This is a genomic window from Mesorhizobium sp. WSM4828 (assembly GCF_055811175.1).
The window spans coordinates 16459-33636 of record NZ_JBVVQK010000044.1 but is presented as its reverse complement, the minus strand read 5'-3'; the positions used below and the strand labels follow the sequence as shown (position 1 = coordinate 33636).

Annotated in this window: 16 protein-coding genes; all 16 read right to left on the bottom strand. The window is 62.9% G+C overall.

Annotated features, from left to right (window positions below):
* A partial coding sequence (locus AC0L2X_RS29770) for an ABC transporter permease (protein ID WP_473600903.1) occupies positions 1-806 on the bottom strand: 806 nt, incomplete at its 3' end.
* A gap of 280 nt (positions 807-1086) precedes the next feature.
* The gene (locus AC0L2X_RS29765; protein ID WP_473559893.1) at positions 1087-2529 is read right to left on the bottom strand and encodes a DHA2 family efflux MFS transporter permease subunit; all 1443 of its coding nucleotides are present in this window, start codon (positions 2527-2529) and stop codon (positions 1087-1089) included.
* Between the two features lie 225 nt (positions 2530-2754).
* Entirely contained in the window at positions 2755-3555 is an 801-nt protein-coding gene (locus AC0L2X_RS29760; protein ID WP_473559894.1) for a 3-methyl-2-oxobutanoate hydroxymethyltransferase, read from the bottom strand.
* 37 nt (positions 3556-3592) lie between these two features.
* Positions 3593-3907, bottom strand: a complete 315-nt coding sequence (locus AC0L2X_RS29755) for a MocE family 2Fe-2S type ferredoxin (RefSeq protein WP_473559896.1) — start codon at positions 3905-3907, stop codon at positions 3593-3595.
* A gap of 30 nt (positions 3908-3937) precedes the next feature.
* The gene (locus AC0L2X_RS29750; protein ID WP_473559898.1) at positions 3938-5026 is read right to left on the bottom strand and encodes a fatty acid desaturase family protein; all 1089 of its coding nucleotides are present in this window, start codon (positions 5024-5026) and stop codon (positions 3938-3940) included.
* 91 nt (positions 5027-5117) lie between these two features.
* Positions 5118-6299: an aldose 1-epimerase family protein gene (locus tag AC0L2X_RS29745; RefSeq protein ID WP_352491027.1), complete on the bottom strand. Its 1182-nt coding sequence runs from the start codon at positions 6297-6299 to the stop codon at positions 5118-5120.
* Between the two features lie 34 nt (positions 6300-6333).
* Positions 6334-7116: an ATP-binding cassette domain-containing protein gene (locus AC0L2X_RS29740; protein WP_473559944.1), complete on the bottom strand. Its 783-nt coding sequence runs from the start codon at positions 7114-7116 to the stop codon at positions 6334-6336.
* On the bottom strand, positions 7113-8117 hold the full coding sequence (locus tag AC0L2X_RS29735) for an ABC transporter permease (protein WP_473600902.1): 1005 nt from the start codon (positions 8115-8117) through the stop codon (positions 7113-7115). Before AC0L2X_RS29735 ends, AC0L2X_RS29740 begins: the two co-directional genes overlap by 4 nt.
* Before the next feature lie 61 nt (positions 8118-8178).
* Entirely contained in the window at positions 8179-9120 is a 942-nt protein-coding gene (locus tag AC0L2X_RS29730) for a sugar ABC transporter substrate-binding protein (RefSeq protein WP_473559903.1), read from the bottom strand.
* A 37-nt stretch (positions 9121-9157) separates the two neighbouring features.
* Entirely contained in the window at positions 9158-10072 is a 915-nt protein-coding gene (locus AC0L2X_RS29725) for a sugar phosphate isomerase/epimerase family protein (protein WP_473559906.1), read from the bottom strand.
* Positions 10073-10098: 26 nt separating this feature from the next.
* Entirely contained in the window at positions 10099-11202 is a 1104-nt protein-coding gene (locus AC0L2X_RS29720) for a Gfo/Idh/MocA family protein (protein ID WP_473559908.1), read from the bottom strand.
* 35 nt (positions 11203-11237) lie between these two features.
* On the bottom strand, positions 11238-12299 hold the full coding sequence (locus tag AC0L2X_RS29715) for an ABC transporter ATP-binding protein (RefSeq protein WP_473559910.1): 1062 nt from the start codon (positions 12297-12299) through the stop codon (positions 11238-11240).
* Position 12300: 1 nt separating this feature from the next.
* Complete coding sequence (locus AC0L2X_RS29710) at positions 12301-13392, bottom strand: ABC transporter ATP-binding protein (protein WP_473559911.1); 1092 nt, start codon at positions 13390-13392, stop codon at positions 12301-12303.
* Positions 13389-14348, bottom strand: coding sequence for a carbohydrate ABC transporter permease (locus tag AC0L2X_RS29705; RefSeq protein ID WP_473559913.1), 960 nt, complete (start codon positions 14346-14348; stop codon positions 13389-13391). Before AC0L2X_RS29705 ends, AC0L2X_RS29710 begins: the two co-directional genes overlap by 4 nt.
* Positions 14345-15205 (bottom strand): carbohydrate ABC transporter permease, encoded by an 861-nt coding sequence (locus AC0L2X_RS29700; RefSeq protein WP_473559915.1) that lies wholly within the window; start codon positions 15203-15205, stop codon positions 14345-14347. Before AC0L2X_RS29700 ends, AC0L2X_RS29705 begins: the two co-directional genes overlap by 4 nt.
* Positions 15206-15283: 78 nt before the next feature.
* Entirely contained in the window at positions 15284-16897 is a 1614-nt protein-coding gene (locus AC0L2X_RS29695) for an extracellular solute-binding protein (protein WP_352564290.1), read from the bottom strand.
* Positions 16898-17178: the final 281 nt, after the last annotated feature.

The window sequence follows — 17178 nt, the reverse complement described above, 5'->3', positions numbered from 1 at the left end:
CCGCCCCTCCCGCCCGACAGACCGATGCCGCCGATCACCGCCACCAGCACGATGTCGTAGAGCAGCGTGGAATTGACAATGCGGGTGTTGATCGAATGCAGGCTGGCGGCGGTGAGCAGGCCGGCCACCAGCGAGACCAGGGCCGACAGCACGTAGCGCAGCACCAGCATCGGGCGCACTGGAATGCCGATGTTGCGCGCCGCGACCGGGTTGTCGCCGGCGAAATAGACGTAGCGGCCCCATTTGGTGTAGCGCAGAAACAGGAAGAAGGCGAAAGCCAGCCCGGCGAAGACAAAAACCTCGACCGGGATGTCGAGGAAGCGCAGTCCGCCAAGAAGCTCGACCCAATGGCCGGGCGGCACCGGCACGGCGTCCTGCGTGATCAGTTGTGAACGCACATAGCCGAAAACGAAGGACGCGGTCGCCAGCGTCACGAAGATCGCCGGAACCTCGGCGTAGGCGACCAGGATTCCGTTCAACAGCCCGATGGCGAGAACGCCGGCGAGCACATAGGCGAAGGCCAGCCCGTCGGATGTTCCCGAATTCAGCAGTTGCAGATACCAGGCGACCGACATCGCCATGATCGCCACCGCCGACAGGTCGATGCCTCTGCCGATAATGACGACCGCCATGCCGAGCGCCAATATGCCCAGCACCGAGACCGAGCGCACGATGGCAACGAGATTGTTCGAGTTGATAAACCCGGGCAGTCCGATCGCGGCGGCAATGAACAGCACAACCGCGATGGCAAAGACAATGCCCTCCTGGTTCAGGCTTCTCCAGTTCAGCCAGCCGGTCGCGTTCATTGCCCGCTTTCACCCGCGATGGCTACGCCCTGCTCCCTCTGCGGCCATCGGAACGAAAGCTAATCGGCTCAAGACCAATTCGTCAAATGAATCCGTGCATTGCAGGCCGGCTTGCGAGGAAATTCTGCGGTTGGACGCACCGATTGGCGAGGCTGGCGCAATGCCTGGAACTCAAGCCCTTTTGCAACTGATCGCGCTGATCGGACCGCTGGCGAAGGTTCGCTCCAGGACGAGCGGAGCAGGCAGAATTCATGTCCGCGCTCGCCGCGCAGGTCCTGCGTCAAATCCGCAAAACATGGCCCGAGACCTCGGCGCCGGCAGCGTTCGGCAACGCCAGAAAGCGGCACGAGGCGACGAGCCCGATTGCGCCGATCACCAGGAAGGCAAGGCGGAAGTCGACGAGATCGAGCGCTGCCGCGCCTCTCGCGATCTGTGACAGGTTGAGCAGTGCCGCCGCCACCGCCACGCCGAACAGCATCGCCACCTGCTGCAGCATGCTGGACAACGTCGCCGCCGAACTGCGCTGCTGTGAGGCCACATCGGCGAAGGCCAGCGTGTTGAGCGCGGTGAACTGCATCGAGCGCGACAGTCCGGCGATCAGCATCAGCACCACCACCAATGCTTGCGGCGTCTGCGGCGAAAGCGCCGCGCAGGCCATGATCGTCAAGGAAGCGATCACCCCGTTGACGATCAGCACCGAACGGAAGCCGAAGCGCCTCAGCGTCGGCGTCGTCACCGCCTTCATGCCGAGATTGCCGAGGAAATAGGCCAGGATCATCATGCCCGCATCGACCGGGCTCAGGCCGAAGCCCACCTGGAACAAAAGCGGCAGCAGGAATGGAGTGGCGTTGATGGCGATGCGGAAAATCGTGCCGGCCGACAGCGTCGAGATAGCAAAGGTCTGCACCTTGAAAGCTGTGAGATCGAGCAGCGGATGATTGGCGCGTCGCAGATGCCGCACCGCCAGCCAGCCGACCAAAATGCCCGTGCCGAGCAATGCCACGGTCGGCAACATACCCTCTTGCGGATGTGCGATGCGCTCGAGGCCGTAGAGCATCGCGGCGAGCCCCACAGAGGTCAGCAGGAAGCCCGGCCAGTCGAGCGGCCTGGCGCCGGCTTCGCGGTCGTCGGGAATGAAGCGGGCGACCAGCGCCAAACCGGCAACCCCAAGCGGAATGTTGATGAAGAAATTCCAGTGCCAGGAGAGATAGGTGGTGATGAAGCCGCCAAGCACCGGCCCGACCACCGGCGCAAACAGCGCCGGCCAGGTGATCAGCGCCGTGGCGTTGAGAAGCTCGGATTTCGGCGCATTGCGCAGCACCAGGATGCGGCCGACCGGCGTCATTAGCGCGCTGCCCAGGCCCTGAACCGCACGCGCGGCAACGAACTGGCTCAGGTTCTGCGAGATGCCGCAAACGAGCGAGGCCAGCGTGAACAGGGCAATCGCCACAAGGAAGATGTTGCGCGCGCCGAAACGGTCGGCGAGCCAGCCGGACAGCGGCACGAACACCGCCATGGTCAGCATATAAACGGTGATGCCGATGCTCATCGCCACCGCCGGCACGCCGAAGGATTCTCCCATCTGCGGCAGCGAGGTCGAGATGATAGTCGAATCCAGAAGCTGCATGAAGAAGGCGACGGCGACGATCAGCGCCACCCGCCGGGCTTGCCGCGCCGCCGTCGCGGTTTCGGGCAAGGCTTGGTTTTCGGGAATGGCGGTCATGCGCAGAACTATCCGAAGGGAATTTTCACCCGCTCCATCAGCAACCGCACAATCTTCTGGCAAACCGATGACGCACCGGTTTCAACAGCATCTGGCCGGTGCCGTCCAGACATGGACCAACAAACTTTCGTGTGGCATCGCAGCCGGCTACGCGATGACCCGGCCCTGCCGCCGATCCGGCCTTCTACGATCCGCCATGGCGCTTCGCGCTGTTGCAGGCGTGTCTCATGCGGCTTCGATCTTCTCCAGGAACAGGCTAAGCTGGTCCGGGTCCATGTGCACGACGTGCCTATCTTCGGGATACGCCAGGCTGTTCACATCGGCGACATATTCGGAAAAGGCGGCGATGCGTTCGGCCTGCAGGCGATCGTATTCGGCGGCGAAATTGCGATAGACCTTGGAGTGGCGAGGCATGTGGCCGCGGTTCTGGCCGAGGATGTCGTCTGCGAACAGGTATTGTGCATCGCAGCCGGTGCCCGCCCCCATCGACAACATGATCAGCGACGTGCGTTCCGAAATCGCCTTGGCCACCTCGACCGGCACCACCTCGATCTCGGCGCCGATCGCGCCGGCGGCCTCCAGTTGCTTCACCGCCTCGAACACCTGCATGGCGGTATCGGCGGTCTTGCCGACGGCCTTGAAGCCGCCGGTCCAGGTGGCGCGTGACGGGATGAGGCCGACATGGCCGATCACCGGAATGGCGTCGTCGGCCATCCGCTTGATGGTGGCATAGCCGGCGCTGCAATAGACCGCATCGGCGCTCGCCTTGTAGAGCCGGAACGCCCAGCGGACGAAATCGTCGGCGGTGCCGATCTCGAAGAAATTCTCACCCGGCATGGTAAACAGGCTGGGTGCCGCATCACGGTATTCCGGATTGAGCACCAGCTCCGGCGGCACCGAGACGATATCGACGCCGGCGCGCTCGGCGGCCTCGGCCTCGTCCATTGTCAGCACGCGCAGCATGGTCAGTTGCCGCTTGCCCTTCATGGCGCGCAGGTCTGCGACGGTCGGTCTTTTCCGGCTCATGGATTATGGTCCCCTTTGCTACGTGACAGAAGGCCCGTCAGCCAATCTGGATCATCACCTTGCCAGCTTCGACCTTGACTGGATAGGTCGCGAGATTGACACAGACGGGAGCGCCCTTGGCCTGGCCGGTCTTGTAATTGAAGCGGCCATTGTGCTTTGGGCATTCGATGATGTCGTCCATCACAAGCCCATCGGCCAGATGCGCCTTCTCATGCGTACAAAACCCGTCGGTGGCGAAGAATTCATCGTCCGGCGAACGGTAGATCGCGAAGGTGCGGCCGCCATGGTCGAAGCGGATGACATCTTCCTCTTCGACATCGTCGACGGCGCACGCTTCGACCCAATCGGCCATTTTTTATCTCTCCCGAAATTCCTGCGGTGCCTACTCAGCCGCCGCCGACATGTCCACTTCGTGGAACTCGCCACGATAGGGCCTCGCCGTCGGCGGCAGTTCGCGCTTGAGGAAATAATCCTCGTATTTGAGCTGCCTGAGCAGGACAGGCCAGACCTCGCGGTAGGCATGCCACATCGACGGGTTCGGCTCCGGCAGATCGTGCTTGATCAATTCATGCAGCCTGGGCAGCGCGTGGTAAGGCACCATCGGGAACATGTGATGCTCGACATGGTAGTTCATGTTCCAGTAGATGAACCGGCTGATCGGATTCATGTACACGGTACGGGTGTTGAGCCGGTGGTCGACGACATTGTCGGCCAGGCCGATATGCTGCAGCAGGCCGGTCAGCACCATGTGCCAGGTGCCGTAGAGGCGCGGCACGCCGATGAGCACCACCGGTATCCACGACCGCATGAAAACGGCGAGCGCGATCGTCGCGATGTAGACGGCGATGTGCCAGCGCGCCGCGATGACGGCCTTGTGCTGTTCCATCTCGGGAACGTAGCTTTTCTCGTCGGGCGTCAGCTTGCCAAACGCCTGGCGTACCAGCGCCGGAAGCGAATAGCGGAAATCGAGGATGCCGGTGAAAGCCAGCGCGGCACGCAATAGGTCCGGCGGGCGCATCACGGCGATCTCGGCGTCGCGGCCGACGATGATGGTGTCTGTATGGTGCCGGGCATGGCTCCAGCGCCAGGTCACCGGATTGCGCATCAGCATGAAGCTGGCGATCTGATAGACGACATCGCTCATCCAGCGCGTGCGGAAGGCCGTGCCGTGGCCGCATTCGTGCCAGCGCGAGTCGCTGGACGAGCCGTAGAGCACGCCGTAGACGAAGAAGAACGGCACGCACCACCAGGTGCCCCAGAAGTAGACGGCGCCGGCGGCGGAGCCGAGGATGGCGACGATCCAGATGATCGTGTCGCGGATCGCCGGACCGTCTGAGCGCTGCATCAACTCCTTGATCGCCTTGCGGGGGACATCCGTGTGGTACCACTCCGCTGAGGCCAGTCCCGTCTCGATCGCCCTGCGCGTGCTCTCGCCGACCAGGCTGTAATCGCGCTTTACCGTGCCAGCCATTGTGACCTCCAATTCCAGCTCGACCGCGAGCCCTCCCCGCTCCGGCCAGAGCCAGCCTCCCAACTGGTGTCCCGTATCCTCTTCGCCATTATCACGACCTGCCTCCAAGAACAGGAAAATGGCCCGACGGCCGCGGGTAGTCCTCTCGCGGCTGTCTGGCAATCGCCGCGATCCGGCTTTCGGCGGCGGCGATCTCGCCGGCGCCGTCGAGGACCCGGAACACCGCATCGTAGGGGCGGCTTTCGCCATGCTCCAGCCAGATCATCTCGCCGCGTTCGCGCGCCGCTAGATTGCCAAGAACATGATGCGTCGACGGCTCGATCCCAAGCGCGTACTGCCCGGCCTGGAAATTCTGCCATTGATAGGCGCAAGGCAATTGGTCCTTGCGCGTGACCACCTCGAAGCCGAGACCGAGACTGTCGTTGACCACCGCCACAGGGACTTCGCCGGTGCTGTCGGCACCGAGTTCGTGCTGCCAGACCTGTTCCTTGAATCCCGGTTGCGGCGCCGGCACCGTGCGGTAGCCGACCTTCTGCGCTTCATAGTGCTCGCCGGCATGCCCGGCCCAGACGACGTCGCGGATCGGCGCCAGGTAGCGCGATCCTTCGTCGAGCACCGGATGGCTGACGTTGATGTGGTAGAAATACATATGCGGCGTCCGGTTGAAGCCGTGATTGACGACGCGGTCCGAAAGCCGGATCTCGTTGCCGCCGACATCGGCCTCGATCCGCCGCAGCAGGTGCAGATCCTCGCCGAACACAGTCGATTGCTGGACGATGCCCTCGGCCCACAACACGCAGCGGTCGCCGTCCCAGGTCTCGCCGTAGCCGGTCAGCCGCGCCGGGATGGTGCTGATGCGGCCATGCAGCGAATGGCGCACCGTCTTCTTCGGCGGGTAGTTGTAGGTGTCGGCGGGTACCTCGTTCATGAACAATATATGGTCGAGGCCGCAGGTCAGCAGAAGGCCGGAAAACGACCGCGCCCAGGCCAATCCCTCCTCGCCTTCATACTCGTGCAGGCCGGGATGGCGAAAGCCGCTCGGCGAATGCCAGCCGATCGCCTGGCCCCTGAAGTCGCAATCGGCGATATCGAGCGCCCGGTCGACCAGCGCGGTGAAGCGCAGGCCCGAGCCGGTGCGGAATTCGAGCATACGGATGCCGCGCTCGACGCCGTCGCCAAGCGTCATCAGCCGCACGCCGGCAAATTGCGACAGCATGCCGGAGCGCTCCGAGACCTGCCGGCGCGACAGCGTCTTGCCGTAAAGCTCTACCATGTGACGGCCAGTTCCTTCACTTTGCTCCCGCCCTTCACTTCGCTCTCGTCTCCTTGAGCAGGGCCGACATGTCGGCGCCGGTGATGATGCTTTCCACGGTCAGCAGGTCGGTGTCGGCGACCGTCTGCTCGGCGACGATCTCGCCGCGGCGCATGACGATGATGCGGTCGGCGACCTGGAAGACGTGATGGATGTTGTGGGTGATCAAAAGCACCGAATGCCCGGCGTCGCGCACTTCCTTGACGAAGCGCAGCACTCCGTGCGTTTCCTCGACGCCGAGATTATTGGTCGGCTCGTCGAGGATGATGACCTTGGCGGCGAACTGCATGGCGCGCGAAATGGCGATCGACTGGCGCTCGCCGCCCGACAGCGTGCTGACCAGCGCATCGGCGTCGAGTTTTTTCGAAATGCCGACGCGCTTCAAAAGTGCCGAGGCAGCATCGCGCAATTGGGCGAGATCGAGCGGCGCGAACACACCCAGCCATTTGAGGTTGACCGGCTCGCGGCCGAGGAAAAGATTGCGCGCGATGCTGAGGTCGGGAGCCAGCGAGGTGTCCTGGTGGATGGTCTCGATGCCGAGATCCATCGCGTCGCGGGTCGAGCGGATGGAGACCTTCTGTCCGCGCACATAGATGTCGCCGCGATCGACCTGAAAGACCCCGGAGATCGCCTTGATCAGCGTCGATTTGCCGGCGCCGTTGTCGCCGAGCAAGGCCACCACTTCACCCTCGTTGAGCGTGAAGGAGGCGCTCTTCAGGGCGCGGACGCTGCCGAAGGACTTTTGCAGGTTCTGCAGCCGAAGCACTTCCATGATCAGCTCCTGGCAGCGTTCTTCTGCAGCAAAGCGTGCAGGATGAGCATGGCAAGTATGATGACGCCGACGAAGATGTTGTAGGCGAGCCCGGGCACTCCGATCAGCACGATGCCGTTGCGGATGCTGCGCAGCATCAGCGCACCGACGATGGTGCCTAAAATGGTGCCGCGCCCACCGGTCAGCGCGGTGCCGCCGACCACCACCATGGCGACCACTTCGAGTTCATAGCCGGTGCCGGCCACCGGCGAGGCCGCAGAGATGCGGAAGGCGCTGATCATGCCGGCGAGACCGGCCAGCACCGAGGTCAGGATGAACAGCCAGATCTTGACCGCGTCGGCCGGCACACCACGCGCCACGGCAGCGTTACGGTTCGAGCCGATAGCGCTGATCCAGTTGCCGAGCTTGGCGTAGCGCAGCACATAGATCGCCAGTAGCGAAAGGCCGATGAACCACCACAGCGAGGTATAGAAACGGAACGTTCCGATATTGAAGCTGCCGGCCAGCAGCGTCACGAAGAAGCCCGGCTGGTCCCAGGATTTCAGCGGAAAGCCTTGGGTGATGTAAAGCGCTGCCCCGCGCACCACCAGCAGCATCGACAGCGTCACCAGGAAGGAGGAGATGCCGATCTTGGTGACGATCAGCCCGTTGATCGCACCGATCGCTATGCAGAGCAGCAGGCCGGCCAGCAGCGCGACGCCGATATCAAACCCGCCGTTCTGGACCAGAAGCATGACGACGACCGGCGCCAGTCCGAATACGGCACCGACCGAAAGGTCGAACTCGCCCGCCGTCAGAAGCAGCGTCATGCCGAGCGCGATGATGCCGAGCTCGGGCAGGAACGCCATCATGTTGGAGATGTTGAGCGGCGACAGGAAATTCGCGTCGGCGATCGCGAACACCGCCAGCAGGGCGATCAGGATGACGAGCGAAGAGAACTGCGGCGAGCGGATCAGGCTCGACCTGCGTTTGGCATGCGGCATTTCCTCTTCCGCGGCAATTGTCATGACTGTTTCGACCATATCTCAGGGTGACGCCCGCCGCCTGCGCGGCGAACGTCAGTTCCAATCACTTGTTGTAGAGTTTCAGGATCGGTTCGACGCTCGAGGCGTCGTAGAGGCTGAACGTGTGAATGTCGTAGCCGATCGGTTCGCCAGCGGCGGCCAACCCGAGCAGCGCCACCGGCATGAAGCCCTGCGCTGACGGGAACTGCCAGGCAGCCGCGTTGACGAAACCGGCCTTGACGGACTCGGCCGTTTCCTTCGAATTGCCCCAGCCGACGACCGGGATTTTGCCGGCCGGCACGCCGGCGCCGTCAAACACCCGCTTGACACTGGCCGCCACGGAATCGCCGAGCGCGATGATCGCCGGCGGGTTGTTGGCCACCATGTAGTCGGTCATCTTGGCGATGATGCCGGCCGGATCGGTGCCGCAATCGACCACGTCATATTTGATGCCGAGCGGATCGAAGACGCTGGCAATGCCTTCGGTCTCGAGCTGCTGGTAGCTGGCGCCCGGCACTTCGACCGGCAGGAACACCTTGTCGCCCTGCTTCACCATCTTGTGGTCGACAAGATACTTCGCCCAGATGACGCCGGCTTCCCTAAGGTCGGCGCCGACATAGGCCTGCCGGCCGGTTGCCGGATCGTCGGTGTTGAAGAACACGATCGGGATGCCGGCCGCCTTCGCTGCCTTGACCTCCTCGGTCCACAGGCCGGGCTGCGCCGAGGTGGTGGCGATACCGTCCGGCTTGGCGGCGAGTGCCGAGTTGAAGGCTTCCTTCTGCGCCGCCATGTCGCCGCCGCTGAACGAGATCTTGCAGGTCACCTTGAGCTGGTCGCAGGCCTTGGTGGCGCCGGCATTCCAGTCGATCCAGAAGGCATCCGAAGGGCCGCCATGCGACAGCAGGTAGAACGTCTTCTGAGCGTCCTGCGCCAGCGCCGGCGTACCCAGCGCCACACCGGCGAGCACGGTCGCCGCGGCCGCGACTTTCAACGCGAATTTCAACATTTCTCTTCCTCCCTTGTTTCGTAGCCGAACCGCGCCATCACAATCCGTGGGCGCGGAATTTCCCATCGAGGAATTTCTTGGCACGCGGCACGTCGTCTTCCGAAAGATGCTCGATGATGACCGGGATGTTCGGGTGCTTTTCGGCCAGCCGCTTGAGATAGAGGTCGTAATTCAGCGAACCGAGGCCGGGCGCAGGCAACTCGATCTCACCGACGCCGCGGAAAGTGTGGCTCTCCAGCGCGTCCTCGTCGCCGATGTCTGCGTGCTTTTCCGACTTGTCGCCGCCGGAGCGCTTGACGTCCTTGGCGTGGGCTATCTTGATCTTTGCGGTCAGCGTGTCGAACACCTGGTTCAGGATCTGGTCCATCCTGTCGATGTTGTGAGTTTCGAAATAGTTGGTCGGGTCCATCAACAGGCCGAGGCCTGGGTGGTCGACTTGCGCGAACATCCTCACCGTCTCTTCGACCGAGCCGACGACATTGTTGACATAGGTTTCGAGCAGGAAGACCGCGCCGTGGTCATAGGCGGTCTGGGCAAGGTCGGCGATGACCTTGCGGCATTCCTCAAAACCTTCCTCGGTCTTGTTCTTCGGATGATGCACCCAGTCGGACTCGGTGTTGTAGGTACCGGTTTCCGAGATCACGTAAGGGGTGCCGAAATGGCGTGCGTTGCGGATGATCTCCTTCAAATAGCCGACGCGCCTCTCGCGCTCGCCCATATCCGGATGGATGATGTTGGTGTAGCCCGACACGCAGCAGATCGGCAGATTGTGGTCGCGGAACGTATCGCGGACGGTCTTGGCCTTGTCCCTGGTGATCTGCCCGGCGGACAGGTCGATGTCCCTGAAATGCAGGTCGAGCTGCACGGTGTTGAAATCGAGCGCACGGATCTTCTGCGCGGTTTCCTTGAGGCCATACGGGAAATAACCCGTGAAGATACCTGCCTGCATCATGGTGTGAATTCCTCCCTGTAAGTGAATCAGTCTGTTGATATTTCGGAAAGCTTGACTGTCCGGCCCTTATCGATCGAGCGGTAGCCCGCTTCGACCAGCGCCATGGTCTTGACGTTATCGGCGACGGACAGCGCCGGCGGCTCGCCCGTCTTGACCGCGTGCTGAAGCTGCTCCATGACGCCGATGAAGGCATGCGGGAACCACATCGTGTCCCAGCTTGGCGTCACCCATTCACCGCCGGTTGTCTCGGTCGAGGCATAGGTCAGTGTCGAGGCAGCGCCTGTCGGCCAGCCGATGGTGCCCTTGGCGACGCCCTTGGTGCCGTCGACGCGCCAGTTGATGTGCTGGTCGTCCTTGTAGCCCTCCTGGCGCGGACCGGACCAGACATCCTCCAGCGATACGGCGAGCACGCCGGACGGGAACCGCAGCGTCGACACGATGATGCCGTCCGAATGATCGAAGCGGGTGCGCGGATCCTTGCGGGTCAGGGTAGTGATCTCCAGGGGATCGCCGAATAGGAAGCGCAGTACGTCGAGATGGTGGACGCTCATATTGGCGAGCGTCAGCCGGTCATAGTCCTCGAGGAAGCTCTGCCAGTGCGGGATCGCATGCATGTCGATCTGGGCGAAGACGATGTCGCCGAGCGCGCCGCTGTCGATGATCTGCTTCAAGACGCGCATCGACTGGTCGTAGCGCATGTTCTGGTTGACCGAGAGGATCTTGCCTGCCTTGGCCGCCTCGTCGCGAAGCTTGACTGCCTCTTCGAGGGACAGCGCCAATGGCTTCTGCGCCAGGATCGCCTTGATATGTGCCTGCTTCAGAGCATGGCGGATCAGCGCCGGCTGCTGGTCGGGTGGAAAGGCAAGATCGATGATCTCGACGTTCTTGTCCTCGATGAGCTGTTCCGGCGTGTCGTGGACGGTCGGGATATCCCAGCGTTTGGCGACCTTCTCGGCGCTGGCCTTGGTCCGCGAGGCAATCGCCACCACGGGGAAACCGGCTTCCTTGTAGGCGGCAAGGTGACATTCGGCCATGATCATGCCGGCGCCGACGCAGCCGATCCTGTATTCCCTGGTGCGGACTTTAACGTCCGGCTCGAAGCCGTTGCCCGCTATTTCTTCGCCTGCCATATGTTCCTCCCGAAGCTCGTTCCTTGCAGCCGCCGTCATCTTGCCAGCGCTCCCCCGCTTTGCCCGAAATAATGCACCCTGCCCGGCTCGCAGGATATCGCCACCATCGCGTCCGGCCTGATGTCCGGCTGGCCGCGCAACAGCGCCCGCAGACGCGCCTGCCCGGCGACGAGCGTCACAACGGTGTAGCCGCCGAGCGGCTCGACCTCGAACACTCGCGCAGGCCGGCCCGCGCCCCCCTCCGACCAGGCCCTAACCTTGATGTCTTCCGGCCTGAGTCCAATTTCCACGGCATCGGCCGGGGCGCCGGTATCCGCGATGCGGATCGTGCCTTCCGCCGCCTCCACGCCTTCAGCGCCGTGCACCGACTTCAATATATTCATCATCGGCGAGCCGAGCAGCCGCGCTACATAGGTGCTGGCCGGCCGGTCATAGATCTCGGCAGGCGCGCCGATCTGCCTGATCTTGCCGCTCTCCAGTATAGCCATTCGGTCGGCGACCGACATCGCTTCTTCCTGGTCGTGCGTGACATAGATCAGCGTCTTGCCGAGCTCGCGCTGGATGCGCTTAAGCTCGACCCGCGTCTCCTCGCGCAGCCGGGCGTCGAGTGCCGAGATCGGGTCGTCCATCAGATAGGCGGCGGGATCCCGTACCAGCGCGCGGGCAATCGCGACACGCTGCCGCTCGCCGCCCGAAAGCTGTGCCGGCGGCTTGTGCAGGATATGGCCGATATGCAGCTTGGCCGCGACGTCGGCGACGCGCTTTTCGATCTCGGCTTCGGCGACCCGGCGTTCGACCAGCGGAAAGCGGATATTGTCGCGCGCGCTCATATGCGGAAACAGCGCCAAATTCTGGAACACCATGGCGACATTGCGCTCCGCCGGCGACACTGTGTTGACCGGCTTGCCGCCAATCAGGATCTCGCCCATGTCGGGCGTTTCCAGGCCGAGTACCAGGCGTAGTATCGTCGACTTGCCAGACAGCGGCGGCCCGAAGAAGCAGAAGAACTCGTTGTCGTTCACCGCAAACGACGCATCGTCGACGGCCAGCGTGTTGCCGTAGCGCTTTGTGACATTGCGAAAGACGATATCGGCCATCTCAAGCTGCTCTCAACGCAACGCCAGTGGCGGCGTCGAAGACGCGCACCGCCTCCGCCGCAGGCGCGACGACGGCTGTCTGCCCGATCGCCAGCCCGACATCATTGTCGAACACCGCCTTCACCGCAGTCTCACCCTCGCCAAGATGGATGATGGTGCGCGCGCCGATCCGCTCGACGAAACTCACCGGCATGGAGAGGCCACGGCCGCCTTCAGTCAGAATCACCTGCTCCGGTCGAAAGCCATAAAACACCTCGCCGCGCATCCGGCGTGCGGCATCGGCGATCTCGACCGGCAGCGGCGGCGTCGCCCCGAGTGGGCCAAGATCGATGACCAGGCCACGGTCGCTTTCCGCCGGCCTGCCCTTGAGCAGGTTCATGCCCGGCGCGCCGATGAAGCGGGCGACGAAGACATTGGCCGGGTTGTTGTAGACTTCCAGTGGCGTGCCGACCTGCTGCAGCACGCCATGGTCCATCACCGCGATGCGATCGGCCATGGTCATCGCTTCGAGCTGATCGTGGGTGACATAGACCATGGTCTGCCGGAACTGCCGCTGCAGCTGCTTCAGTTCGGTCCGCATCACCGCCCGGAAGGCGGCATCGACATTGGAAAGCGGTTCGTCGAGCAGGAAGATCGCCGGCTCCATGATCGCCGAGCGGCCGATCGCGACCCGCTGCAATATGTTGACCGACAGCCGGTCCGCCTTGCGGTCGAGCAGCGGCGTCAGCTGCAGCATCTCGGCAATGGTGCCGACGCGGCGGGCGATTTCGGCCTTTGCTGCGCCGCGCATTTTCGGCCCGTAGGCGAGGTTCTGCCGCACGCTCATATGAGTGAAGATCGCATAGTTCTGGAAGACGAAGCCGACGCCGCGCCACCCCATCGGCACGCCGGCCATGTCGCGCTCGCCGAACATTATCTTGCCGCTGGTCGGCTCTTCCATGCCGGCGATCATGTTCATCGTCGTCGACTTGCCGCAGCCCGAGGGTCCGAGCAGCGCCATGAACTCGCCGTCGGCAATGGCCAGGTCCATCGTCTTCAGCGCGGTGAAATCGCCGAATTTCTTGACCAGATTCTGCAGGTGGATGGTGCTCATGCCGCCACCTCGCCTACCCGAGCCATGCGTTTCATGGCAAACACCGCGGCAATGGACAGCACGATCAGTATGGCCAGCGCGATTGCCGCCACATAGCCCCAGATCAAGTCCTGGGTGGTGAGCTTGTAGATGTAGACGGAGATGGTTTCGGTAGCGACGCCGGGACCGCCGCCGGTCATGATGAAAAGCGTGTCGAAGATCTTGAAGTTCTCGATCACCCTGATCGCCAGCGCGATGATGATGATCGTCTTCATCTTCGGCAGCACGATGGTGACGAAGCGCTGCCACGGGTTGGCGCCGAGCAGAGTCGCCGCCTTGATCTGGTCCTCAGGCACGCCGACCAGGCCGGCAAGCAGGATCAGGAACATCAGCGGCGTCCACTGCCAGATGTCGGCGACCATGACGGCGACGAGCGCCAGCGTCGGGTCCGACAGCCAGGCAATGGTGACGGGAACGCCTGAGATCGCCGACAGGATGTCATTGACCGGGCCGCCCGACTGAAACAGCATGAAGAACATGTAGCCGGCCACCGCCGGCACCACCATCATCGGCATCAAGAGGATCGAGTAGAAGATCCGCTTGCCGGGGAACTCGTCGGCAAACAGCGTCGCGAGCGCCAGGCCGAGCAGGAACTCCGCCGGCACGCAGACGATCATGACGATGGCCGTGCGCTTCAGCGCACTCCAGAAGCGCGCATCGGCGGCAAGGTCGGTGTAGTTGGCGAAACTGTTCCACATCGACCAGGCGTTCCACCAGCCGGTGCCCGACAGCGGCGACCAGTCGGTCAGGCTGATATAGAGCTGCATCAGGAGCGGGAAGACGGCGATGAACAGCACCAGGATCTGCGCCGGCAGCGTCAACCGGAAGCCGAGCCGTGCGCCCTCGTCCAGCAACACCGATGCCGCTTTGGAGGCTTGCATGTCGCCCTCCGAAATCGTGGCTGTCACCGCACTCATTGCTTGAGCGCCCCGAAAGTCAGCCCGCGCACCAGATGGCGCTGGATGGCGATCCCCATGATCACCGGCGGCACCGCGGCGATCAGGCCGAGCGCTGCCTTGGCGCCGTAGAGCTGTCCGGTCATCGAGGAGGACAGCGAGGCCATGTAGACGGGGACCGTCACCCATTCGCGCGTCGTCAGAAGCAGCGCAATCAGATAGTCCGACCAGTTGAGGATGAAGACGAATAGCGCGGCACTGGCCAGCGGCGCGCGCATCATCGGCAGCGTGATGCGGGTAAAGACGCGCCACCGCGAACAGCCCTCGACCAGTGCCGCCTCCTCGATCTCGCGCGGCATGTCGTCGAAGAAGGTCTTCATCAGCCAGAAGGCGAAAGGCAGCGTGACGATGCCGTAGATCAGCGACAGCCCCCACCAACTGTCGGTGAAATTGAGGAAGGCCCACATGATCATCACAGGGGTCATGACCGCCATCGGCGGAAACAGGCGAAGCTGGATCAGCGCCAGCGGCAGGTTCTGGCCCGAGCCGAAGCGCGACAGCCCGTAGGCCGCCGCGGTGCCCGCCGACATGGCGATTGCCGTGCCGAATGTGGCCGACAGCAGCGACGAAAGGATCGGCTTCAAAGCTGTGCGGTCGAGAGCGACGATCAGACTGTTGGTCGATTCACCGAAGACGAAGCGGAAATTGCTGAGTGTCGGGTGCTTCGGCCACCATGTCAGGTCGGCGCCGGTCGCCGACCATTCGGCGATCGGCTTGAACGCCATCGACACCATCCACAGGATCGGCACCAGCGTCACCGCCATCGCCGCAAAGATCGCGGCATAGCGGAATATCTCGAAAAGAACTGAACGCTTCATCTTGCAGCTTTGCTGGGTCCTTCGTTGCCGAGGGGAAGAGCGACCGCTCCTCCCCTCCTTGGTAAGATCCTGCGAGGATCAGGCGATCGGGTCGAGGACGGTCGGCCAAGCCTCCTTGTTGGTCTTGATGGCTTCGAGAAGCTTCTCCTCGCCGGTGCGGCGGGCAATCTTCTTCCACTCGGCCTCGGTGTCGGCCATCGCCTGCTCGGCTGTCTTGGCCTTGGTCAGCGCGGCGACGAGGTTCTCGTCCAGCGCGTTGTGGAAGGCGGTGGCGCCGGGATAGTTGATGGTGGGCACGGTGCGGGCGACCGTCTCTCGCACCACGTCCATGTGGTAAGCATGATAGGTCTGGCGAACCAGCGGATCCGAGAAATCCGATAACCGGAACGGATCGAAGTAGCCGCCCGGATTGGCAGTCATCCAGGCGTAGATGCGGCTTGAGCCCAGCCACTGCAGGAACAGGTAGCAGGCCTCCGGATTCTTGGCTTGCGAGGACACCGACGCCGACAGATTGAGCCACAGCACCGACCGGCTGACCAGCTTGCCGTCGATCTCGCGGCCGGGTGGCAGCATCGAGCCGATCTTGCCGGTGACAGCTGAATCCTTGTTGCCGGCATTGTCGAGGAATTTCGGCAGATTGGAGAAGGCGCAGGTCATGGCCGCACCGCCCTTGGCGAAATTGCCGTATTGCTCCGGCCAGCCCCAGGAGATCGCATCCGGCGAATGATGCGAAAGCGACGCAATGTACTCGTTGGTCGCCGCGATACCTTGCTCCGAATTGATCAGCGGCTTGCCAGTATCGTCGAACAAGAACTGATTGGGCGAAGCCATTGAGACATAACGCTGATACCAGTTGGTGTAGCCCCAGCCCTGGTTGCGCAGATCGGTCGAGCCGAACAGGCCCTTGTCCGGGCGCTGGAAGAAAGCGGCGATCTCGTCATGCTGCTTCCACGTCTTCGGCGCCGCCAGTTCATAACCGTATTTGTCGGAGAAGGCTTTCTTCTCGTTTGCGTCGCCGAACAGATCGGTACGGTAGACCCAGGTCTGGAAGTCGCCATCCAGCGACACGCCATAGGTCGAGCCGCGATACTGATTGAGCAGCGAGACGCCCTTGGCGCCGTCGACATAACCGCGCTCGGGATCGTCCCATTCCGGCTTGTATTGCGCGACGAAGTCGTCGAGCTTGAGGATGCCGCCGGTTTCGGCGAGGTCGCCAAGGCGGTTCCATTCGACCGCATAGATGTCATACGCCCCACCCTTGGTGGAGATGTCCTGCATCGTCTTGGTGAATTCCTGGCCGTTTGGCACACCGACGATTTCCAACGGAATGCCGGTTTCCTTCTCCCAGAGATCCTTGATCGACGGCGCGCCGGCCGGAAACGGCTGGGTCAGCTGGCCGATCGAGCCGTCGGACAGGCCAAGCACGATCTTGGCCGGCGCCTTGCCGGCGCCCTTCATCGCCTTGGCCGCCTCGATGGCGCGGCCCTCCGGCGTATCGGCGCCATATTGATAGCGCTCCGAGCCGTCGAAGCCCGTCGGGCCACCGATCATGCCGGGCGCCAGGGCATCGGCCGCATAGGCGCGGCTTGGGCGAATGAATTTCGGTGCAATACCTGCGGCGGCGACAAGGACTGCCGCCTTTCCACCGGACGCCAGCAAACGGCGCCGCGACACGCGGATCAAATTCGACATTGGAACTCCTCCCTCAGGGCCTTGTTCCTCCACGGCCCTTATGATTGATATTGACGGCACTATACGAAGGCTGTCAACATCATAAATAATCAAGATACATCATAACATCTCATGGGAGGGGAGAAAATGGCGTTTGTGAAGGCTCTCACACTGAAGCCGGTGCTTGAATTTGAGGGAGCCCGGCTGCCCACCTCCCCGCTTTGGTCCGCTTCGGCATTTATTGTAGCGCGGCGGCTTGCACATCGGCCAAGGCCGGTTACATCATTTCCCATCAGAATCGC

Bases quoted from the DNA above. Each gene is read 5' to 3' on its own strand.
- AC0L2X_RS29750 (WP_473559898.1), bottom strand. From the start codon at position 5,026: ATGGCTGGCACGGTAAAGCGCGATTACAGCCTGGTCGGCGAGAGCACG.
- AC0L2X_RS29705 (WP_473559913.1), bottom strand. From the start codon at position 14,348: ATGAGTGCGGTGACAGCCACGATTTCGGAGGGCGACATGCAAGCCTCC.
- AC0L2X_RS29715 (WP_473559910.1), bottom strand. From the start codon at position 12,299: ATGGCCGATATCGTCTTTCGCAATGTCACAAAGCGCTACGGCAACACG.
- AC0L2X_RS29755 (WP_473559896.1), bottom strand. From the start codon at position 3,907: ATGGCCGATTGGGTCGAAGCGTGCGCCGTCGACGATGTCGAAGAGGAA.
- AC0L2X_RS29725 (WP_473559906.1), bottom strand. From the start codon at position 10,072: ATGATGCAGGCAGGTATCTTCACGGGTTATTTCCCGTATGGCCTCAAG.
- AC0L2X_RS29720 (WP_473559908.1), bottom strand. From the start codon at position 11,202: ATGGCAGGCGAAGAAATAGCGGGCAACGGCTTCGAGCCGGACGTTAAA.
- AC0L2X_RS29730 (WP_473559903.1), bottom strand. From the start codon at position 9,120: ATGTTGAAATTCGCGTTGAAAGTCGCGGCCGCGGCGACCGTGCTCGCC.
- AC0L2X_RS29700 (WP_473559915.1), bottom strand. From the start codon at position 15,205: ATGAAGCGTTCAGTTCTTTTCGAGATATTCCGCTATGCCGCGATCTTT.
- AC0L2X_RS29760 (WP_473559894.1), bottom strand. From the start codon at position 3,555: ATGAGCCGGAAAAGACCGACCGTCGCAGACCTGCGCGCCATGAAGGGC.
- AC0L2X_RS29695 (WP_352564290.1), bottom strand. From the start codon at position 16,897: ATGTCGAATTTGATCCGCGTGTCGCGGCGCCGTTTGCTGGCGTCCGGT.
- AC0L2X_RS29745 (WP_352491027.1), bottom strand. From the start codon at position 6,299: ATGGTAGAGCTTTACGGCAAGACGCTGTCGCGCCGGCAGGTCTCGGAG.
- AC0L2X_RS29765 (WP_473559893.1), bottom strand. From the start codon at position 2,529: ATGACCGCCATTCCCGAAAACCAAGCCTTGCCCGAAACCGCGACGGCG.
- AC0L2X_RS29735 (WP_473600902.1), bottom strand. From the start codon at position 8,117: ATGACAATTGCCGCGGAAGAGGAAATGCCGCATGCCAAACGCAGGTCG.
- AC0L2X_RS29710 (WP_473559911.1), bottom strand. From the start codon at position 13,392: ATGAGCACCATCCACCTGCAGAATCTGGTCAAGAAATTCGGCGATTTC.